The organism is Chryseobacterium sp. 14P4.3.2, from assembly GCF_057799275.1.
This window is the reverse complement of record NZ_JBYOKO010000001.1, coordinates 339,334-361,965: the sequence shown is the minus strand read 5'-3', so window position 1 is coordinate 361,965 and position 22,632 is coordinate 339,334. Positions and strand designations below refer to the sequence as shown.

Below are 22,632 nucleotides of genomic sequence, written 5' to 3'. Positions count from 1 at the left end.
TACGGCTTTTTTTCCGAAAGGATGCATGAGGATGAAGCCTGATAGTTATCAGCTGATAGAAATATTCAATACTGTATGTTGAAAATATACAATAAGTTTCAAAGCTCATCTCAATATCCATGAAACATGACCAGGCTTTTTGGTTTCTTTACTTCCATGATTCTCCGAGCTTTTTTCTACCATTATTTAATAAAAAAACCTGTCAAAAAATTGACAGGTTTCATATTATTGTTTAAATAAGCAATCTTATTCTGCTGCAGTTTCAGCTGCGTCAGTAGCTGCTCCTTCTTCAGTTGCAACTTCTTCATCCTCATCATCATCCTGTGCCGCTGCACCTTTAATTGCATTTCTAGACATTTTAACAGCAACTACTACTGCATTGTCCGGGTGCACGAAAGAATATCCTTCTGTTTTGATGCTACCGATGTAAAGTTTGTTACCAATTCTTAATGGAGTAACATCTACAACGATCTCATCAGGTAAGTTAGCAGGAATAGCTTTTACTTTTAGCTTTCTGAAAGACTGACGTAAAACACCACCAGCAACAACACCTTTTGAACGTCCAGTAATTCTTACAGGAACTTCCATAACAACTGGCTTATCATCAGATAATTGATAGAAGTCAATGTGAAGAATTTTGTCTGTGATCGGGTGAAACTGAATATCCTGAAGAACTGCTGGAATTGTTTGACCATCAACTTCAATAGATACCGTGTGTGCTTCAGGAGTGTATACTAACCCTTTGAAAGCTCTCTCTTCAGCAGAGAAGTTCAAAGGTGCGCCACCTCCATAAACAACACAAGGAACTAATTCAGCATCACGTAAAGCTTTTGTAGACTTTTTGCCCACGCTTTCTCTTTTTGTACCTTGAATTGTAATAGATTTCATTTATAAAAATTTAAAAAATTGTTCTAATTTAATTTTGCAAACTGCTAAAAATCACTTAAATAATAAACTTACTGCTAATTGATTTGTGCTCATGAACCATTGCCATAACATCTGCAAATAATGGGGCGCAAGATAGCACTTTTATTTTAGATGACAAATTATTTTTAACAGGAATTGAGTCAGTTACAATAACTTCCAAGAGTTGTGACTTCTCAATATTCTCGTAAGCTTTTCCTGAAAGCACTCCGTGAGTCGCCATCGCTCTTACTGTTTTTGCTCCTTTTTCAATTAAGATATCTGCAGCTTTGCAAAGAGTTCCTGCAGTATCAATCATATCATCGATAAGAACAACATTCTTTCCTGTAACATCACCAATAAGGAACATTTCTTCTACAACGTTTGCTTTTTTTCTTTCTTTGTAAGCAATTACTACTTCAGCACCTAAGTGACCTGCATAGTTTTTAGCTCTTTTTGCACCTCCCATATCCGGAGAAGCAATGGTAAGATTATCAAGATTCAGAGATCTGATATAATCTACGAAAATAGAAGATGCATACAAATGATCAACCGGGATTTCGAAGAATCCCTGAATCTGATCTGCATGAAGATCCATTGTCATTACTCTTGTTGCTCCCGCTGCAGTCAGAAGGTTTGCAACTAACTTGGCACCGATCGGCGCTCTTGGCTTGTCTTTTCTGTCCTGTCTGGCAAGTCCGAAGTAAGGAATTACTACGGTAATGCTCTTTGCAGAAGCTCTTTTCGCTGCATCAATCATTAGAAGAAGTTCTAAAAGATTGTCTGCAGGCGGGAATGTAGATCCGATTAGGAAAACTCTCCCTCCTCTTACAGATTCATCCAAAACAGGCTCAAATTCCCCGTCGCTGAATTCCTGAAAGTTGATTTTTCCTAATTCTTTCCCATAATTGTGGGCAATTTTCTCTGCCAAGTCCCTGCTGGTTCTTGTACAAAATAGATAACTTAACTGATCGGCCATTTTTACTTTTTAAAAGATTCTGCAAATTTAAAAAAAAACCACAAGATATACTCTTGTGGTTTCTAAGTTTTTATTTTATCAATTATTAAGGGAATTTAACTCCTGAATATTTATTAGGATCTACCTGCGGTAACGTAGAGCCATATCTAGCATTAATTGTCTTGATAAATTCATTGGCAACGATACCATATCCTCTACCTGTAAGGTGAACACCATCAAGAGAGAAAGCTCCTCCCGTAACGAATGTTGCAGTGTATCTCACACCATCCCAAAGAATTCCTGATGTAGAGCTCAACTCTTTCATTTTAGCATCCATATCTACATATGCCAGACCTTTATCTGTTGCTGCTTTTTTAATAGCGGTATTATATCCTGTTGTAGCAGCTATTACTTTTGCTGTTTCAGCTTCCGTAAGCACCAATTTATCTTCTAAAGGAACTGAAGTACCACCTCCTGCATCCGGAGTAAGAACTTTACTTGCCGGTAAAAGAATTAAATCTTTAGCTGTAGTTTGTCTGTATTTTGGAAGTCCTGGAACTGTAGACAAATCCTTGTCAACAATAACAGCACCATTAGCAACCGCACCTGCAGTGAATTTGATTAATCTTCTCTGATATTCAGCATCGTTGATTGCTCCTAATGTTTTAGCCTGAAGTAATCCTGCATTGTACTGAGCATATCCTGTATTCAGCTGAGTTACCTGAGCTCCTGTAAGTCCTGTAAGCGGCATAGCCGGAACTCTTGTAAAATAAGGAACATTAGTAACCGACGGAATATTGGCAATGATTCCTTTTCTTTTTGTTCCTGCCGGGAATAATTGATCTACTAAATAAGCATAGGTATTGCTGAAACCTATTCCTACTGCACCATCTACCGGTGTAATCGGAACGTTTGGATCTGCACCTCCTGAAGTTGCATATAATAAAACATCATTATTTCCTATCCATAAAGAGATAAAAGTAGGATCCTGCTTCAGCGCATCTCCCACTACAGAAGCTGATACCGAAGAGGCAAATCTTACGAAATATGGATTAGCAGTGGCGGGTGCAGAAACTAACCCCGCTGGGTTTCCATATCCTGGTGCTAATAAATGAGCTACTCTTGCACCCGGAACTCCCATATTCTGGTAAGGCCCACCTGCTGAGATATTATCCAAAGGTCCACCGGGAGCCGTTGGGCCCGGAGTTAATGCTCCATTCACAAGACTTAGCACATATTTACCAGCAAAATCTCCTGTAGCAGGATTAAACAAGTTTGTAAATCCACCGATATCATTAGGCATCATAGGTTGTTTAAATGCTCCTCCTCCTGCTAACTGCATTTGGCCCGCAATCATGCTTGGATAAGATTCACTCTGTCCGCTGCTGTAAAGTGCACCGTCTCTGTAGCCGGAAGTAAGGGAGTTTCCTAAAGAAATATATCTTGTAAAGTCTGCGTCTCCTTTTGTTACCTGGATATCTTTCACATCAGTATCGAAATCCGTCTTACAGCTTGTTACTGTAAAAAGAAGTGCAGAAACAGCAATTGTCGATATTATAATTTTTTTCATAGTTTTCTAAAGTTAAAAAGGATTATAAGTTACTCCTAGACCAAAGTAGAATGCTTTTGCTTTTGCCTGTCCGTAGAATCCAAGAGCCGCATTATTCACATTTCTGTATTGAGGCATTGCATATCCTCCAGCAAGATCAACTCCAAATTTCTTCAGCTTGAATCCTACCCCACCTGTAACTACAAAGGTATCAAATGAAGGCGTTTCCGCGATAAAGTTTTCATTACTATAAGGAGATTCATCATAATAAGCTCCTAAACGCCCGTAAATCATATTTGTGAACGCATATTGAGTTCCCAATCTGAATGTTTTTGAGTTTCTAAAATTCTTAGGACTTACAAGAACTGTTGGATCTGCCTGATTTCCAATAGGTGCATTCTGGAAATCCAATACAAGTTTACTGTATCTTTCCCACCCATGGTAGTTAAAGTCTGCAGAAACCTGCCATTTTGGGGTCACTTTATAGGTTAAACCAATGGTATATTCTTCAACCAGCGGAAGCGTTGCTGAAAAGCCATCCTGTCCTGCTGCGTTAAGTTTCAACTGAGAATAAATAGATTGTGATGGGAACTGAAATGTAGCTGTTCCGTTTTTAGCCTTCATATCCACCGGTGAACGATAAGCAATACTCACATCCAACTTAGGATCAGGTCTGAAATAGAAACCAAAACCATATCCGTGTCCACTCGCTTTTGTATCTTTAATATTAACCTGTCCTCCGAATTGTGTTACACCTTTATCCCAGTCCACGATTCCTCTTGCGTAGATGTAGCTGGCACCAAAAGCCAACCAAGGAGCAAGTTTCACAGAAACCATTGGCTGGAAGTAAAAACTCTTCAGTTCCAGCTTCTGTACCATTTCCTTACCTTCCCAGTTATCCGGCCATTGAATTGTGCTTCCAAAAGGTGTTGTTACACTAAGACCTACGGACAGTTTTTCTATTGGTCTATAAGTAATAGCAGCATAGAAAGGAGTTCCCAAAGGGTTATCCGTAGATGTACTTTGTAAAGTATTAAGGTTTTGGAAAGTCACCTTATTACTTGCACCAAACCCTCCTGCCGCTATACTCAGCTTGGAAGGGATAAATGACATACCCGCAGGGTTAAAGAATGCCACACTCGCATCTTCGGCATGAGCACTAGTATGCGCCATTGCCAATTGTTTTACCCCTTGCAGGGAAACTCTGAAGCCTCCTGCGTAAGATAGAACTCCCGCCAATAAAGCAGTTGATACTAATATTTTTTTCATAGACTGTTATTATATAACCCAAATATAAAATTATTTTACATAGGTCTGTTAATATTTGCTAATATTTTAAACAATATCCTAAAAGAAAATTATGTTTAAAATAACACTTTAAATAAAAAGAACCACAAAACAAAGATTATTAAACATTTAAATTCATTTTAAAACAAATACAAATCAAGCGTTTAATATTAAACAAATGTTTAACGAAATAATTACAATAGGTATAAAAAGGAAGATTCACCACTCAAAAATGTTAATTTTTGGTATTTTATTTAATAAAAATTATCACAACAAAATCCATTAAAGAAAAAGAAGGACTACTGTGCTCCCCACCTCCTTTCTGAGTTAAAATGCAAAATGTTTTATTCTGAATTCAGGTTATTTAAGTATTTTAGAATTGGATAAAGATAAAAATACATAAATTTGCAAGATTATAAATAATAGTAATATGAGTTGTGGATGCAAAACATCCGGCGATTCTGCACATTCTTGTGGTCCTAAAAAAACCGCAAATGGCTGTGAAAATGTAAATACCTGCGGGAATAGTTATAAATTAAGTGTTTTTGACTGGCTTTCTGACATCAACAATCCATCTGCCAACAGGTGTGATTATGTAGAAGTTAGATTCAAAAATGACAGAAAATCGTTTTATAAGAATGTAAATAATATTCCTTTACATATCGGTAGTGTAGTTACAGTAGAATCTAGTCCGGGACACGATGTAGGCGTTATAAGCCTTACGGGAGAATTAGTAAAAATTCAGATGAAAAAGAAAAAGTTTTCTGAAGAATTAGCACTTAAAATATACAGACAGGCCAACCAAAAAGATCTTGAGGTATGGCAGGAAGTTAGAAAAAAAGAAGACGGAGTAAAACTTGAAGCAAGAAAAATTGCACAGCGATTAGGCCTTGAAATGAAAGTAACTGATGTAGAATATCAGGGAGACTCTTCAAAAATCACTTTTTACTATACTGCTGAGACCCGTGTGGATTTCAGACAGTTAATCAAAGATTATGCTGGCGCTTTCAGAACAAAAATCGACATGAAACAGATCGGTTTCAGACAGGAAGCTGCAAAAGTAGGTGGAATTGGATCATGCGGGCGTGAGCTTTGCTGTTCAACCTGGCTTACAGATTTCAGATCGGTAAATACCAACGTAGCAAGATATCAGCAACTGAGTATCAACCCACAAAAGCTTGCAGGACAATGCGGAAAGCTTAAATGTTGTCTTAACTATGAGCTGGACAGTTATCTGGATGCATTAAGCAACTTCCCTTCTTCTTCAACAACATTAGACACAGAGAGAGGAAAAGCATTCTGTATTAAAATTGATGTTTTCAAAAAGAAAATGTGGTTTGCTTATGTAGACAGTTCTATTGCATGGTACGATTTTGATATTGATCTAGTAAAAAAACTTATTTCAAAAAATAAAAGAGGTGAGAAAATACTTCCTTTAGAGGATCTGAAAGAGCCTGATACCCCTGTTCAAAGCATTGATCTTATTCAGGAGAACAGCGTAGACCGTTTCGAAAAGAAAAACAGAGGAAACAGAAACAACAGACCTAATCAGAATCAGAACAGGCAAAATCAAAACAACAGCCAACAGACACAAGGGCAAGGAGCGAAAAAGAACAGACCGGAAAGACAAGAAAAACCGGAAAGATCTGAAAACTCTAATGCTCAGTCCGCCAATCAGCCTAGACCACAGAAACAAAATCCACAGCAGAAAGCTCCTGTAGAAAAAGTCGAGGTAACTTCTGATGCTGAACAAAAGCCACAAAGCAATCCGAACAAGAAGAAATTTAAAAAGAAATTTCCTCCAAAAAAAGATAAAAATGCGTAAAATTTTAGGATTATTTTCCCTTATTCTTTTCTTTAGCTGCAACTCTTCCCCAGGTGAAGATGTTATCATGAATTCCGTTGATAATAAATGGAATAAGAAAAGTGAACAAAAATTTAATCTTGAAATTTCAGATCCGCAGAATCCTAAAAATATTATATTTGTTGTAAGAAACAATAACGATTATCCTTATAGCAACATAAGGTTTATTGTTAATTTCACCAATCTTCAAAATAAGAAAAAGGAAACCGATACGCTGAATTATGTATTGGCAAAACCAAATGGAGAATGGCTTGGTACGGGCTTTGGTGACACAAAAGAAACATTGTTTCAATATAAATTAAATTACAAATTTCCAGGGAAGGGTAAATATGAAATAGGTCTTACTCAGGCAATGAGAAATGACAATCTTCCCGGAATTGAGGATGTTGGGGTAAAAATAGAAACGGCTAAACCGTAACCATAAATGGAAGAAAACAAAAAAAATGCAGGAAATAGAGGAAAAACATTTCCTCTGCCTCCCAAAAAAAAGAAAGACACCTCCTGGAGAAAATGGGTTTCATTTATTTGGATCGGACTCATTGCGGTAGTACTTGGTATTTCAGGTCTGTTCTTTGCTGTTTCTCAAGGATTCCTTGGGGAAATGCCGGATGTAAAAGAACTTGAAAACCCGGATATATTTGTCGCTTCTGAGATCATTTCTTCAGATGGAGTTACTTTAGGTAAATTTGAAAAAGAAAAAACGCAGCCTATTGTTTATAAGGACCTTCCTCCTTATCTCATCTATGCCCTTCAGGCTAAAGAAGACGAGCGATTCAAAGAACACTCCGGGATCGACCTATACTCTATCGCCAGAGCAGTAGCTTATGGTGGTAAACGTGGTGGTGGTTCTACAATCACCCAGCAGCTTGCTAAACTTCTTTTCACCGGAAATGCCTCCCAGAATAAGTTTGAAAGGGGGTTCCAAAAGTTAAAAGAATGGGTTGTAGCGGTAAGTCTTGAGAAAAGATATACTAAAGAAGAGATTATTACTCTTTACTTCAACAAATTTGATTTCCTTTTCAATGCCAATGGTATAGAAATGGCTTCACGAGTTTATTTCAACAAAAAAACTTCGGAACTTACTTTGCCTGAAGCTGCAACATTTGTGGCAATGCTTGAAAATCCAAGAAAAAACAACCCTTACAGATATCCTGAAAAAGCAAAAGAAAGAAGAAATGTTGTATTGGATCAGATGCAGAAAACCGGATATATTGATGCCGCAACTTATGAAAAAGCAGCCAATACCCCTATAGAAGTAGACTTCCACCCTATCAAAAGCATTACGGATGGATATTCTGCATATTACAAATTTTATCTTAGAAAAGAGATCGACAAATATCTTGAAGCTAATGAAAAAGAAACGGGCAAGAAGCTTAACCTCTACAAAGACGGTTTAAAAATATATGTTACTCTTGATTCTAAAATGCAGAAATACGCAGAAGAAGCAATCAAAGAACACTTAACTGACCTTCAGAAGAGATTTGATGCTGAACAGAGAGGAAGAAAGAACAGACCTTTCTACTATCTTACAGACAAACAAATCAATAGTGTAATGGTTCAGGCAATGAAAAGAACCGGCCGGTACAAACTGCTAAAAGCGGACGGAATGCCTGAAGATTCCATCATGATGGAATTCAAGAAGCCTATTAAGACTTCACGATTTACCTGGGGAGGTGAAGAAGAGGTTGAAATGTCCCCTTGGGATTCTATCAGATACCACAAGCAGATTGCACAGGCAGGTTTAATGTCTATGGTTCCCGGAACCGGAGAGATCAAAGCCTGGGTAGGTGGTATAGATTGGCAGCACTTCCAGTATGACCACATCAAGCAAGGAAAGAGACAGGTAGGATCTACCTTCAAACCTTTTGTATACGCAACAGCTATTATGAAACTGGGAATGACTCCTTGTTCCACAGTATCTAACGGAACTTATGATCATAACGGATGGCATGTACCTGGACGAGGGGGAATGCTTACATTAAAAGATGCCTTAGCCAATTCTCAAAACCCTGTAGCAGCCAGACTTATTGAAATGACTGGTGTAGATGCGGTTATTCAGACAGCAAGAGACCTGGGGGTAACGGAAGATATTCCTAGAAACAATACGATTGCATTAGGTTCATCAGATATTACCATTTATGAAATGCTAGGTGCCTACAGTACTTTTGCTAATTATGGAAACTACAACAAACCGGAAATGATCTGGAGAATTGAAGATGCCAACGGAAGAGTTATCAAGGAAGTAAATGTAGAGCCTAAAGAAGTAATGAATCCAATGTACGCTTACACCATGATTGAACTCATGAAAGGTGTTGCTCAATATGGAACTGCTTCCGGTGAGCTTGGAAGAAGAGGAATCTCAAAAGCAGTAGAAATTGCCGCTAAAACGGGTACTACTCAGAACAACTCCGATGGTTGGTTTATGGGAATCACACCAAAACTGGCGACAGGAGCATGGGTTGGATGGGAAGACAGAGCAACTCACTTTCTTGGAACAGGAGAAGGTCAGGGTGCAAGAATGGCATTACCTATCTGGGCAATCTTCATGAAGAAAGTATGGGCAGACAAGAGTTTAGGAGTTACTCCTGACGACAAGTTTGTTAAACCTTCAGACTGGAAAGACGGCTGTTCAAACCTTAAAGGACTAAGCGGAGGATATGGAGATGACGGAAGTCTTCAGACGATTGATGAAATCAAGAATCCAAGACCTGCGGATCCTAATCCTAAGAAGCCTACAGAGAAGAAAGAGGATAATATCAATGAAAACCTTCATTCTAACGATGAGGTAGATTTTAATAAATAATTTCTCTTTTAGAAATACATAAGACCTTTCAATTATTTGGAAGGTCTTTTCTTTTATAATTTATACCTTTGAAGGATGAATATTGAACGTATAAGCCAGCCTTTTATTGAGAAATTTCCAGGTGACTTTTCTAATAATCCTATGCAGAGAAATACACCAAAGGTTTTATTTTCCACCATTCAGCCAGCAGGTTTTGACAAGCCTAAACTGATCGCTTTCAACGAAGCTCTTTCGGAAGAAATAGGCCTTGGAAAATTTGAAGATAAAGATCTGGACTTCCTGGTAGGAAGTAATCTTCCCAAGAACGTTCGAACTTATGCCACCGCTTATGCAGGACATCAATTTGGAAACTGGGCAGGGCAGCTGGGAGACGGAAGAGCTATTCTGGCAGGAGAAATTGTGGATGCTAACGGGAAAAAGACCGAAATCCAATGGAAAGGCCCGGGAGCAACTCCTTACTCCAGACATGCAGATGGAAGAGCTGTATTACGATCCTCTTTAAGAGAATATCTGATGAGCGAAGCAATGCATCACTTAGGAATTCCTACAACAAGAGCATTAAGCCTCGCCTTTACCGGTGAAGATGTGGTTCGTGATATCATGTATAGCGGAAATCCACAGCTTGAAAAAGGAGCCGTTATTATAAGAACGGCCGAAAGCTTCATTCGTTTCGGACATTTTGAACTGATATCATCCCAAAGAGAATACAATACCCTACAGGAGCTTGCAGATTTTACGATTGAAAACTATTTCCCAGAAATTACATCTTCAGAACCTCAGAAATATAAAGATTTTTTTGAAAATATCTGCACCCGTACCGCAGACCTTATGGTAGAATGGTTTAGGGTTGGCTTTGTACATGGCGTTATGAACACCGATAACATGTCTGTTCTGGGACTTACCATTGACTATGGTCCTTATTCTATGATGGATGAATATGATCTCAATTTCACCCCAAATACTACTGATCTTCCCGGCAGAAGATATGCTTTCGGAAAACAGGGACAGATCTCCCAATGGAATCTTTGGCAGCTGGCTAATGCACTTCACCCGTTAATCAAAGATGAAAAGTTCTTAGAGGATACCCTCAACCGCTATGGAACCTATTTCTGGGAAGCTCATGATACGATGCTATGCAAAAAATTCGGATTTGATCAATTGTTAAAAACCGATGAAGACTTTTTTACCAATTGGCAGGGCTTAATGCAGGAGCTAGAGTTTGATTACACTTTATTTTTTAATCAACTTGAAAGACTAACCCCGGAATCGGATGCACAAGAACATTTTAAAGATGTTTCATATGGTCTTTTAAATGACGAAAAAGTAACTAAGCTTAAAGACTTCATCAAAAAATATGAGTCCAGGTTAAGCTTAAACTCCATTTCAAGAGAAACCTCTTTAAAAATGATGGAAGAAACAAATCCAAAATTCATCCTAAGAAACTATCTCCTTTACGAATGCATTGAAGAGATCAATAATGGCGGATCAGAAATGCTGGATAAGCTAACCCAAGCTTTAAAATCACCCTATCAGGAACTGTTTCCAGAGTTTTCAGCCAAACGCCCGTCCAGCTATGACGACACTGCGGGATGTTCTACACTTTCCTGCAGTTCTTGATAAAACAAATAAAAAATTAAACATTTGATTGAATAATTCATATTATATTAATTATTTTCACTAATTTTAGAAAAATCTTTAACATGAAAAGAATTATACTCTCTTTAAGTTTATTACTGGGAACAATTGCACACTCCCAAACAGTTTTGCTTGATGAAGGCTTTGAGTCGTACACAAACTTTGCCATAACAGGTTTTGGCAGCTGGTTAACGCTTGACCTGGATGGATTAAGCACTTTCTACGGTGGTGGCCCGTCATTAGGGGGCGTACCATCTGCCACCTGGAATCCAAACTGGCTTAATGCCGGCTCTCCTATGGCTTTTCAGATTTTCAACCCTTCTGCTACTAATGCCACTAACAACTTAACAGTGACAGCTACTGATGATGAGATAAGAAACTTCACCCCTCACGGAGGCCAAAAATATGCAGCAGCATGGGCAGGATCCCCAACACCTTCAGTACCCGGCAACAATGACTGGTTAATTACTCCGGCAGTAACTTTGGGCGCAACGTCCAACAGTTTAACATTTTGGGTAAAAGCACTTTCTCCTGATTACGTAGAAAGCTACAAAGTAGGGGTTTATACGGGAAGTGGTACTCCAACAGCTGCCAGTAATTTCACTATCATTTCAGGAGCAAGTGCCAGAACGGCTCCTTATGCTGGATGGCAGCAGGTTACTTTAAGTCTGGATGCCTATGCAGGGCAGACTGTAAGAGTAGGATTCCAGTATATGTCTTCAAACGAATATATGTTTATGCTGGATGATGTAAAGATTACTACAGCAGCAGTACTTTCTACAAACGAGATTTCAAAAACAAAATCTAATGTAGCTCTTTATCCTAATCCTACCCAAGGAGAAGTATCTATTAAAACCGATAAAAAGATAAAGTCTACCTCTATTGTTGACATGACAGGAAAAACAGTTAACAGCACCAATTCAGAAAAAGCAGATCTTTCCTCACTGCCAAAAGGAAACTATTTATTGAAAGTAGATTTCTCTGACGGAACTACTACTACTGAAAAAGTGATAAAACAATAACACCCATTTATACAATCTTCACAAAAACCACCTCCTTTGGTGGTTTTTTTATTTTACTTTTGCAAAAAAAAAGGAACGTGTCTTTTATCAAAACTAAATTGATCGATTTTTTAAGGTTGGTATTTCCTTCATCCTATACTGAACTGGCAGTTTTTCTGTTTTTCATTATTTGTTACGGAATACTGGGGTCCTATATCGCTGTTAATTATAGAATAATATTCGACAGCAGGATTCCCTGGGATGCTTACTTCAGTTTTGACAACAAATCTATTCTTATGACTGGAGGAAGTTTTGAAAGACACCCTCTCTCCTATTATTTTTTTAACTGGGTCAGAGAGTTTTCTTTATTAATCTCAGGTGGAAAAATGGATGCCAATTTCAGGCTGACATTAGCATGGCTCAGCAATATTGTTATTTCACTGAATATTCTTCAGGTTTTTAAATATCTAAAGAATATTATCAGACTTCCGTTCAGGTTCAGCTTTTTCACTGTATTATTTTTCGGTTTGTTTTCCACCAATATCTTACTGTCTTTTACGCCCGAGAATTTCACTTACACTTTATTCCTTCTTACGTTATACAATCATTACGCAGCCATAAAGCTAAGAAAACAAGAAAAAATACCTGCCTTAGCATTATCATTGGCAGGAATTACTATTGGCGGCCTTACAATCACCAATTTTGTAAAAGTCTTTATACCCGTCCTTTTTGAAAAAAATCTTTTTAAAAGCTGGAAAAAGTTTGGAAACGCAGCACTAAGAGTCTTAATTGCAGCAATATGTTTCATCCTGCTCTATCTGAACAGAATTGATTTTAACTATCAGAATATTTTTTCCAAAACCAATCAACAGTATGAAAAATTCTCAAATGTAGAATCTATGCCTACATGGGATATGATCAGCTCATTCTTTTTCGGAGGTAACATCCTTTTCCCGGGATTCATTCTTTCAGACAAACACAATATGAAGGGTTTCGAGTTTAAAGGGCTTTATATGGATTTGTATTCATCTGCCTTCTCTTATCTATTTGTAGCAGCCTTACTCCTATTAATTAGTTGGAGTTATGTTAAAAATTTTAAAAATAAATGGGTTCAGGTTATTATGATTTCATTTCTCTTTGATATCATCATCCACTGTATCATGAGATTTGGGCTGCATACTTCGTACATTTATGGCGGACATTTCGTCTTTGTCTATCCATTGTTTATAGGATGGCTTTTTCAAGCTTACAGATCATCACCAAAAATGATATTTTTTCTAAGCTTAGTAACGTCTTTATTACTATTTTATCTATTATGTAATAATATATTCCGTATGTCAGAATTCTTCTGGTTTATGGATAGTTATTATCAATAAAAAAAGCTGAGATTTCTCTCAGCTTTTTGCTTATGTTTAAAAATAATATGTACTATTTTGCTTCTGAACAGAAGATTCTATACTGCACGGGCATTGCAGATTTGAAATATTCTCTAATTTTTGCAACGTCACCTGCAGCACTTTGTTTAGTGAAATAACTTCCGGCTAAAATCTTATAATTAGGCCTTAAGGACGCATCCGTTTCCACCTTTAGATTAGGAAATCTTTTTCTGAAATAAGCTTTTACTTCGTTAGCTTCTTCGTTACTTTTCACTGTTGTAATTTGAATTTTAAATCCTAAAATTCTAGGATTTTTATTACAAATTTCAGCGTTGGTAAGTGCCCTGTTTGGCACATAAATTTTAGACGGTTTTGTTCCTGTACCAGAAGATACACCACTATCATTATTATTACTGAAATCCTTAGACGAATTATTAGCAATAACTTTAGAACATTTATCTTCAACTCCTTCCAAAGCAGTATTTATTTTGGAATCCATTGAGATAACAAGCTCTGTTCCTGAAAGCGTATCTCTTTTAACAACCTGCTGTGCTTCAATATTATAAAAACCAAATAATGACAATATCGAAAATATTTTTATCAAATTTCTCATTTAAACTTGTTTGTGCAAATTTATACAAATTAAAAAACTATACCAAACAGGTTATTTAGAATCAATACAAATTAAACGTAAATGATATTTTCCCCTTTCCATATACCGTTAAATTCCTGTTAAAAATATTATTTTTGCGGAATTGATATGTTCAATATTTTACTAACATAAGATAATTTAAATGATTAGTTGGAGAAAGCATTATAAAAAAACGTTGATCGCAATAGGCTTATTGCTATCAACCAGTGCTTCATTTTACGGGCAAGACGGCGATCCTAAAAACGGAGAGAAACTTTTCAAAGCGAATTGTACTGCATGTCACGCGCTGGACAAACAAGTTGTAGGACCACCGTTAAAGGGGGTTGTAGATCGTGTAAAGACAGAAGGCGGTGTAGACAAAGATTGGCTTCACAAGTGGATCAAAGACAACAAAGCTCTGAGGGCTTCTGGGGATAAATACGCTAATGAGATTTTTGAGAAGTTTAACAAGACTGAAATGCAGGTCTTTCCAAATCTTACAGATAAGGATATAGACGACATTTTAGCTTTCACTACTAATCCTCCGGCTCCGGAAGAGAAAAAACCGGAAGCAACTCCTGTACCTGGCGCTGAGGCGGCAGCTCCTGCAGACAAAACCACTACAAACATTGTTATTATTTCCCTTTTAGCGATTGCAGGTTTACTAGTTTGGATCTTGGTTAAACTAAGACAATTGGTAACCTTAGGTCAGTCTGAAGAGTTAGCAGGACTTAATGAAACAAGAGTTCGTTCCTTCAGGGAAATGTATGAGAAGTTCCACTATGTAGGCAAAGCAGTACTGGCCATCTTGGCTATTCTGGCGGCGTACGGAGTATGGAACTGGTTGATGTGGATTGGGGTTTACAAAGGTTACAAACCAGAGCAGCCTATCTACTTCTCTCATAAAATCCACGCTGGGGAGCAGAAAATTGACTGTCAGCTATGTCACTCTAGTGCTAAATATGGAAAAGTATCTGAGATTCCTTCTATGAACGTTTGTATGAACTGTCACAGAACAATTTCTGAATACAACCAGGATCACTACATGGAGCCAGGAAAAGACAAGGCATTCTATGATGGAGAAATCCAGAAGATCTATGCTGCAACAGGTTGGGATCCTGCAAAACAACAGTACACAGGGAAAACACAGCCGGTTGAATGGACGAGAATCCACAACATGCCAGATTTCGTTTACTTCAACCACTCTCAGCACGTAATTGCTGGTGAACAAGCGATCATCAATTCTTTCAACAAAAAGAATCCTAACAACAAAATTGATGTTGTATGTAAAGCCTGCCACGGAAAAATTGATACAATGAATGTTGTACAGATGGCTAACGACTTTACTATGGGATGGTGTATCGAGTGCCACAGAACGACTGAGGTTGATATGAACAACGGTTATAATAAAGAGTACTTCAAAAATCTACATGACAAGTTGAAAAAACAATATCCACAAGATGGAGGTAAGATCACTGTAGATGCAATTGGAGGTCTTGAGTGTGGTAAATGTCATTATTAATAACTAAAAAATTAGAAGTATAAATGGCTTCAAACAAAATACAATTCAGAAGTATTCATGAACTTAAAGATCCAGCTTTGAATAATAAGCTGGCTCAGAAAGAGTTTCTGGAAGAAATTCCGGTAGAAGATTTCCTTGGAGATGCTGAGAAAAACGGATCAAGTACTTCAAGAAGAGATTTCCTGAAATTACTAGGATTCTCAACTGCAGCAGTTACATTAGCTGCCTGCGAAGCTCCGGTAATCAAAACGATTCCTTATGTGGTAAAGCCACATGACATTATTCCGGGAGTCCCTAATTATTACGCTTCAACATATTTTGATGGTTTCGACTTTGCTAGTGTTTTAGTAAAAACCCGTGAAGGTAGACCAATCAAAATTGAACCGAACCCGGCTGGTGGTGATTTAGGTAAAACTAATGCAAGAGCCCAGGCAAGTGTACTTTCTCTTTACGACAATGATAAAGTAAAGCAGCCTAAACTGGACGGTAAAGACGAAACTTTCGACAAAGTAGACAGCTTCGTTCTTAAAGGTTTGGAAGAAGCTAAAGCGTCAGGCAAAAAGATTGTGGTTTTATCACACTCTTTTGCTTCACCAACTTTCAAGAAATTATTTGCTGAATTCAAAGCTAAATATCCTACAGCTGAATTAGTAACTTATGATGCTTTCCCTTATTCTGCAGGATTAGATGCTGCACAGGAGGTATTTGGACAAAGAGCACTCCCTGTTTATGACCTTAAAGGTTCTGAGCTTGTAGTGGCTTTCCACGCTGACTTCTTAGGAGATTATAACGCTTCAAGCTTAGAGTCTTCTTATGCATCAGCTAGAAAGCCGGGTCCAAACATGCTAAGACACATCCAGGTGGAGTCTAACATGTCATTAACAGGTGCTAACTCTGATACAAGACATCTATTAAAGCCAAGTGCTGTAAACAAAACTTTAGTTGAAGTTTATAATGTAGTTGTAGGAGGAGGAAATACTAACGATAAGATTGCTGCTGAAATAGCTAAAGAGCTTACCGCAAAAGGAAGCAAAGCTGTTGTTTTTGCTGATGGTTCTAAAGGAGCTCAGGTTTTAGCACACTTAATCAACAAGAAATTAGCTTCTGTTGCTTTCACAGGAAAAGCAAACTTCCTTAAAGAATTTGACAAGGCAAGATATCAGGAATTCTTAGGATGGGTAAATGGCGGACAGGTTGGCGTATTGATCGCAAACAATGTAGACCCTATCTACTCTCATCCAAAAGGTGAAGATTTCAAAAAATCTTTATCAAAGGTTCCTTATGTAATTGCTGTTGCTGATAAGAAAAATGAAATGTACAAAGCAGCGAAAGCTGTAATTCCGGTAGCAAACTGGTTAGAGTCTTGGGGAGATATCGAACCACAGACAGGAGTATATTCATTGATGCAGCCTACGATCCAGAAGATCTACAAATCAAGACAGATTGAAGAATCTCTATTAGTTTGGAAAAATGGTAAGAATAATGCTGCAAACAATTACTATGATTATTTAAAATCTAGTGCAGGTTCTATCTTAGGAGCTACTTCTTTCAACAAAGCATTATATAATGGTATCAATACATCCAATAATGCAACAACATTAGCGTATGCAGGTGGAGACGCAGGCCAGGCTATTGCTGAACTAGGAAACTTTAAAGCTTCTGAATTAGAATTAGTATTATACACTAAGACTTCAATGGGAGACGGAACTCAGGCAAACAACCCTTGGTTACAAGAGTTACCTGATCCATTGACAAGAATGTCTTGGGATAACTATTTAACGATTTCTCCTAAAGATGCAGAGAAGTTTGCAATTGATAACGATCTTAATGCAAGAATGCAGTTAGATGGTTCTATTGTAAACCTTACTGTAAACGGAGTAACAATAAAAGATGTTCCTGTATTCGTACAACCAGGTCAGGCAGAAGGATCAGTAGGTCTAGCGCTTGGTTATGGTAAGAAAGATTCAGGAGCTACTGCAGATACAGGGGTAAATGCTTATCCTTTATTTGATGGTTCTAACCTTGCTGTTTCAGGGGTGAAAATCGAGAAAACAGGAGAAGATCACGAATTTGCAGGTATCCAGCTTCAAAATACATTGATGGGCCGTTATGAGATTGCTAAGGAAGTTCCTTTAGCAGAATTCATCAACGTTGCTTTCGATGACGAACACAAAGGATGGAATAAGCCTTTGGAATACCACACAATCAGCGGAGCGCTTCCAGCAAGAAAAATTGACCTTTGGGACGCTTTCGATGATACAGATGGACCTCACTTCAACTTATCTATCGACTTGAACTCTTGTACAGGATGTGGAGCATGTATTATTGCTTGTCAGGCTGAGAACAACGTTCCTGTAGTAGGTAAAGAAGAGGTAAGAATGTCTAGAGATATGTATTGGTTAAGAATAGACCGTTATTATTCTTCAAGACAAAAGGTAGAAGTATACGAAGGATTGAAAGAAGGAATGGCTGTACCAGAATTATACGGTACTGCTTTCGGAGACGGAGGTGCATTAAACCACCCTGCAGATAATCCTGACGTTATCTTCCAACCGGTAATGTGTCAGCACTGTAACCATGCTCCTTGTGAAACTGTATGTCCGGTAGCGGCTACTTCACACGGTAAGCAAGGTCAAAACCATATGGCTTACAACAGATGTATCGGTACAAGATATTGTGCAAACAACTGTCCGTACAAAGTAAGACGTTTCAACTGGTTTACTTATAACCTAAATGACAAGTTCGATTTCAACATGAACAATGATTTAGGAAGAATGGTACTTAACCCAGATGTAGTTGTAAGAACTAGAGGGGTAATGGAGAAATGTTCAATGTGTATCCAAATGACTCAGAATACTATTCTTGAGGCTAAGAAAGAGGGAAGAAAAGTGAAGGATGGTGAATTCCAGACTGCTTGTTCTAAAGCTTGTTCTACCGGAGCAATGACATTTGGAGACATGAATGATAAAGAGTCTGAAATTAGAGAGCACTATGCTTCTAACAGAAGATATTATTTACTAGAGGAGATCGGAACAAAACCAAACGTGTTCTATCACACTAAAGTAAGAAACAGAGTAGAAAAATAAAGTTTAAATAATAAATAGGTAAAAAATGTCAGGACATTACGAAGCTCCGATAAGGGAACCTCTAATTATTGGTCACAAAACTTATCACGATATCACAGAAGATATTGCACGACCTATCGAAGAAAGAGCAGGTAAATTATGGTGGATCTCATTATATGCAGCCTTAATTCTTTTCATCTATGGATTCGGCTGTATCGCTTATACTATCGGGACAGGTATTGGAGCATGGGGGCTTAACAGAACTATTAACTGGGGTTGGGATATTACCAACTTCGTATGGTGGGTAGGTATCGGTCACGCCGGAACCTTAATCTCAGCAGTATTATTATTATTTAGACAGAGATGGAGAATGTCTGTAAACAGATCTGCAGAGGCGATGACGATCTTTGCGGTTGTACAGGCAGCAATCTTCCCTGTAATCCACATGGGTAGAGTTTGGGTTGGATACTGGGTATTCCCATTACCAAACCAATTCGGTTCTCTTTGGGGGAACTTCAACTCTCCTCTACTTTGGGACGTATTTGCAATCTCTACGTATTTCTCAGTATCAACTGTATTCTGGTTTATGGGATTAATCCCTGACTTTGCAATGATCAGAGATAGAGCGAAAACTCCTTGGACAAAGAAAATTTATACATTCCTTGCTTTCGGTTGGGGTGGTAAAGCAAAACACTGGCAAAGATTCGAAGAACTTTCTTTGGTTCTTGCAGGTTTAGCAACTCCACTTGTATTCTCGGTACACACTACCGTATCTTTTGACTTCGCGACTTCAGTAATTAAAGGATGGCACTCTACGATCTATCCTCCTTACTTCGTTGCTGGTGCAATCTTCTCAGGATTTGCAATGGTACAGACGCTATTGTTAGTTGCAAGAAAGGTATGTCACTTAGAAGAATACATTACAATGTATCATATCGAAATTATGAACATCGTAATCATCTTAACTGGTGGTATGGTAACTGTAGCTTATGCTACTGAATATTTCATCGGATGGTACTCAGGATCTAGATTTGAAGACTTTACATATCTTTCTCCAGGTGCTGCAGTAGGACCTTACTGGTGGGCTTTCTGGGCGTTGATTACTTGTAACTTGATTATTCCGGCTTCTTTCTGGTTCAAAAGACTTAGAACGAACATTATCTGGACTTTCATCGTTGCTTTGATCATCAACATCGGTATGTGGTTTGAGCGTTTTGATATCATCGTTATCAACCTTTCTAGAGACTACTTACCAGGATCATGGACAATGTTTAAGCCAACGATCATTGATGTGGGTGTATATTTAGGAACTATCGGATTCTTCTCTGTATTATTCTTATTATACGCAAGAACGTTCCCTGTAATTGCACAGGCTGAATTAAAATCGATTTTGAAAATCTCAGGTGAAACTTATAAAGCAAAAGAAGGAGATGAGCACCACTAAAATTGTATACGGACTTTATGCTGACGACGACGATTTAATGAACGGCGTTAAGGCATTCAACGATAAAGGAATCAAAATAAACGAAGTTTATACTCCGTTTCCGGTTCACGGGCTAGATAAAGCTTTAGGGTTAAAGAAAACCAGAATCTCTGATGCTGCTTTTCTATACGCTCTTTATGGTGTTACTATCGGTGCTACTTTAACCTGGTATGTAATGAACCATGACTGGCCTCAGAATATCGGTGGTAAACCAGCTTTTGACTGGGGACACAATATGCCGGCATTCGTAGTTCCAATGTTCGAATTAATGGTATTCTGTGCTGCTCACATGATGTCTTTAACTTTCCTAGTTAGAAACAAAATGTATCCAGGAGCTCCGGCTCAGAATCCAGATCCAAGAACTACTGATGATAAATTCATGATGGAATTTGTAACTGAAGATGTAGAATCTGTAAAGCAGTTGCTTATTGAAACTGGAGTTGAAGAAATAACTGTTAAAGATGCTTAAAATGAAAAAGAATGTATTAAAAATTACAGCAGTTTTAGGTTTAACTACAGTTTTGCTTAACTCTTGCGGACCAAAAGAAAATACACCGTTGGTATATTTCCCGGATATGTATTTTCCGGTAGCTTACGATCCATTGATGAAAGCTCAGGATGCTTATTCAGATCATGAAAATGAAATCCCGGCTTTCGTGAAAAATAATGGTGCAACAGGTCTTTCTCCGGTAGAAGGATCGGTTGCTCAGAATAAAGACGGAGTTTTTGAAGAAAGCTTATTACCTAAGAATGTTGACGAGTACAATGCAGGGTATGATGCTTCTAAAAAGATGACTGCTTCTCCTTTGAACCCAGCTAATGCAGCTAAGGATCTTGAAAGAGGAAAAGTATTGTTTGATCACACTTGTGCTGCATGTCACGGAACAGGAGGTGATGGACAAGGACCTATCGTACAAAGTGGAGCATTCTCTGGGGTACCTAATTATGCTGACAGAGAAATTACTGTAGGATCTGTTCATTATGTATTAACAAACGGTAGAAATGCAATGGGATCTTATGCGGGACAATTGAACGCAGGAGATAGATGGAGAGTAGCAATGTATGTGATGAGTGCCTTCAAAAAAGGAGCAGCACCGGCAGCAGCTACAGCGGCGGCACCAGCAACTGAAACGACTACCGAAACTAAAAAATAAGAAAAGAAATGTATAGTTTTTCACCAAAATTAAAATCAACTTCTATAATACTTCTTGTTGTAGGTTTAGTTCTGTTTGGTATTGGCTTCTTTATGAATAAAGGACTTTCTACTGAGAAAATAGAACAAATGATGGAAGCTGTTCATGCTTCTGGTCATACTGCTCCTACACACTCAAGTGAAATGGTTGGGCCACAGGATCACGCTGCTCACCTAGAGCATACTGAACTTCAGGTTCACAACCAGCCGTTGGCATCACTACACTTTGTGGCTGTCTTTTTCTTTGGAGTAAGTTGTGCTGTACTGTTTTTCTACTGTATTCAGCACGCAGCTCACGCAGGGTGGCCAATTATCATTACAAGAGTAATGGAAGCTATTGCTTCATTTATTCCTTATGGAGGAGCTATCTTGATTATCATGATGATCTTGAATATCACTCACAATGGTCACTTATTCCACTGGATGGACCCCGAGTTGACAAACCCGGATTCTCCTCATTTTGATGTGATCTTATTCGAAAAGAAAAAATTCTTAAATATTCCTTTCTATGCAATAAGAACTTTAATCTATGTGATTGGTGCTTCTTTCTTTGCTTGGAAATTAAAGGCTCAGTCTAAAAAAGTAGACGAAACTAAATCTAAAGTTGAGTATCAAATGCTTTACAGATGGGCAGTGGGATATATTGCATTCTTCGGATTTGCTTCTGCTGCTTGGGCTTGGGACTGGTTGATGTCTATTGACCCTCACTGGTATTCTACAATGTATATCTGGTATTCAATGGTTAGCTGTCTTTCAAGTGGTATTGCTGTTATTATTTTATTAAGTGTTTATCTTAAGAAAAATGGTTTCTTACCACAGTTCAATGATAATCACTTACACGATTTAGGAGTATTCCTTTTCGCTACAAGTATGCTTTGGACATATACATGGTTTGCTCAGTTCATGCTTTACTGGTATGCAAACGTTCCTGAAGAGGTTAATTACTTCTTCGGAAGATTCCAGCACTACTCTCCTACTTTCTTACCAATGCTGATCGTAAACTTCTTATTACCACTATTGGTATTAGTAAGCAGCAGCATCAAGAGAAACTATAAAGTAGTAACAGTAATGGCGGTTGTAGTTATCTTAGGACACCTTTTAGACTACTTCAACATGGTAATGCCGGGAACGGTAGGACCATACTGGAAAACTCCTGAAGTATTCTTGTTAGTATTAGGTTCTGTTCTATTCGTAGCTGGATTGTTTATGTTTACTGTACTTTCAGCTCTATCTAAACTGAAGCTGATTCCTACAGGAAACCCATTCTTACACGAATCTGAAATTTATGAGTATCCTTTCTAAGGACTTGTAACAAAATAAAACTATAAAAGACTGATTGTTAAACAATCAGTCTTTTTTTATG

At 37.9% G+C, this 22,632-nt stretch carries 17 protein-coding genes; 12 read left to right on the top strand and 5 right to left on the bottom strand.

Annotated features, from left to right (window positions below; genetic code table 11):
• Nucleotides 1-246 precede the first annotated feature (246 nt).
• The 4 genes from AC27VX_RS01695 to AC27VX_RS01680 all read right to left on the bottom strand — a co-directional run bounded on the left by AC27VX_RS01695 (nt 247) and on the right by AC27VX_RS01680 (nt 4,679).
• Nucleotides 247-888 carry a 50S ribosomal protein L25/general stress protein Ctc gene (locus tag AC27VX_RS01695; protein ID WP_236856872.1) on the bottom strand — a complete coding sequence of 214 codons (642 nt, stop codon included), beginning with the start codon at nt 886-888 and terminating at the stop codon, nt 247-249.
• A 55-nt stretch (nt 889-943) separates the two neighbouring features.
• Nucleotides 944-1,882 carry a ribose-phosphate pyrophosphokinase gene (locus tag AC27VX_RS01690; RefSeq protein WP_236856871.1) on the bottom strand — a complete coding sequence of 313 codons (939 nt, stop codon included), beginning with the start codon at nt 1,880-1,882 and terminating at the stop codon, nt 944-946.
• An 85-nt stretch (nt 1,883-1,967) separates the two neighbouring features.
• Complete coding sequence (locus tag AC27VX_RS01685) at nt 1,968-3,431, bottom strand: SGNH/GDSL hydrolase family protein (RefSeq protein ID WP_300685777.1); 1,464 nt, start codon at nt 3,429-3,431, stop codon at nt 1,968-1,970.
• A gap of 12 nt (nt 3,432-3,443) precedes the next feature.
• Nucleotides 3,444-4,679, bottom strand: a complete 1,236-nt coding sequence (locus AC27VX_RS01680) for an OmpP1/FadL family transporter (protein WP_236856869.1) — start codon at nt 4,677-4,679, stop codon at nt 3,444-3,446.
• A 448-nt stretch (nt 4,680-5,127) separates the two neighbouring features.
• Between AC27VX_RS01680 and AC27VX_RS01675 the strand changes: the two genes are divergently transcribed.
• The 6 genes from AC27VX_RS01675 to AC27VX_RS01650 all read left to right on the top strand — a co-directional run bounded on the left by AC27VX_RS01675 (nt 5,128) and on the right by AC27VX_RS01650 (nt 13,376).
• Nucleotides 5,128-6,522 (top strand): PSP1 domain-containing protein, encoded by a 1,395-nt coding sequence (locus AC27VX_RS01675; protein ID WP_488693547.1) that lies wholly within the window; start codon nt 5,128-5,130, stop codon nt 6,520-6,522.
• Nucleotides 6,515-6,979 carry a gliding motility lipoprotein GldH gene (locus tag AC27VX_RS01670; protein WP_236856867.1) on the top strand — a complete coding sequence of 155 codons (465 nt, stop codon included), beginning with the start codon at nt 6,515-6,517 and terminating at the stop codon, nt 6,977-6,979. Before AC27VX_RS01675 ends, AC27VX_RS01670 begins: the two co-directional genes overlap by 8 nt.
• Before the next feature lie 6 nt (nt 6,980-6,985).
• Nucleotides 6,986-9,364 carry a penicillin-binding protein 1A gene (locus tag AC27VX_RS01665; protein ID WP_300685784.1) on the top strand — a complete coding sequence of 793 codons (2,379 nt, stop codon included), beginning with the start codon at nt 6,986-6,988 and terminating at the stop codon, nt 9,362-9,364.
• Nucleotides 9,365-9,439: 75 nt separating this feature from the next.
• The gene (locus AC27VX_RS01660) at nt 9,440-10,981 is read left to right on the top strand and encodes a protein adenylyltransferase SelO (RefSeq protein ID WP_236856865.1); all 1,542 of its coding nucleotides are present in this window, start codon (nt 9,440-9,442) and stop codon (nt 10,979-10,981) included.
• 83 nt (nt 10,982-11,064) lie between these two features.
• Nucleotides 11,065-12,021: a T9SS-dependent choice-of-anchor J family protein gene (locus AC27VX_RS01655; protein ID WP_236856864.1), complete on the top strand. Its 957-nt coding sequence runs from the start codon at nt 11,065-11,067 to the stop codon at nt 12,019-12,021.
• A 77-nt stretch (nt 12,022-12,098) separates the two neighbouring features.
• Entirely contained in the window at nt 12,099-13,376 is a 1,278-nt protein-coding gene (locus AC27VX_RS01650; RefSeq protein WP_488693544.1) for a DUF6080 domain-containing protein, read from the top strand.
• Between the two features lie 52 nt (nt 13,377-13,428).
• Here AC27VX_RS01650 and AC27VX_RS01645 read toward each other — a convergent pair whose 3' ends face one another.
• Nucleotides 13,429-13,989, bottom strand: a complete 561-nt coding sequence (locus AC27VX_RS01645) for an SPOR domain-containing protein (protein ID WP_488693542.1) — start codon at nt 13,987-13,989, stop codon at nt 13,429-13,431.
• Between the two features lie 181 nt (nt 13,990-14,170).
• On the opposite strand from AC27VX_RS01645, the gene AC27VX_RS01640 reads away from it, so the two are divergent.
• The 6 genes from AC27VX_RS01640 to AC27VX_RS01615 are packed head-to-tail and all read left to right on the top strand — an operon-like array spanning nt 14,171 to nt 22,571.
• Nucleotides 14,171-15,529 (top strand): c-type cytochrome, encoded by a 1,359-nt coding sequence (locus AC27VX_RS01640; protein WP_236856861.1) that lies wholly within the window; start codon nt 14,171-14,173, stop codon nt 15,527-15,529.
• A 23-nt stretch (nt 15,530-15,552) separates the two neighbouring features.
• Entirely contained in the window at nt 15,553-18,615 is a 3,063-nt protein-coding gene (locus AC27VX_RS01635; protein WP_488693540.1) for a TAT-variant-translocated molybdopterin oxidoreductase, read from the top strand.
• Nucleotides 18,616-18,640: 25 nt separating this feature from the next.
• A complete protein-coding gene (nrfD, locus tag AC27VX_RS01630) occupies nt 18,641-20,038 on the top strand; it encodes an NrfD/PsrC family molybdoenzyme membrane anchor subunit (RefSeq protein ID WP_236856859.1) in 1,398 nt (465 codons plus the stop codon).
• Nucleotides 20,025-20,546 (top strand): DUF3341 domain-containing protein, encoded by a 522-nt coding sequence (locus AC27VX_RS01625; protein ID WP_236856858.1) that lies wholly within the window; start codon nt 20,025-20,027, stop codon nt 20,544-20,546. The genes nrfD and AC27VX_RS01625 overlap by 14 nt, the downstream gene beginning before the upstream one ends.
• Nucleotides 20,539-21,231, top strand: coding sequence for a c-type cytochrome (locus AC27VX_RS01620; RefSeq protein ID WP_236856857.1), 693 nt, complete (start codon nt 20,539-20,541; stop codon nt 21,229-21,231). Before AC27VX_RS01625 ends, AC27VX_RS01620 begins: the two co-directional genes overlap by 8 nt.
• 8 nt (nt 21,232-21,239) lie before the next feature.
• Nucleotides 21,240-22,571 carry a quinol:cytochrome C oxidoreductase gene (locus AC27VX_RS01615; protein WP_236856856.1) on the top strand — a complete coding sequence of 444 codons (1,332 nt, stop codon included), beginning with the start codon at nt 21,240-21,242 and terminating at the stop codon, nt 22,569-22,571.
• The last annotated feature ends 61 nt before the right edge of the window (nt 22,572-22,632 follow it).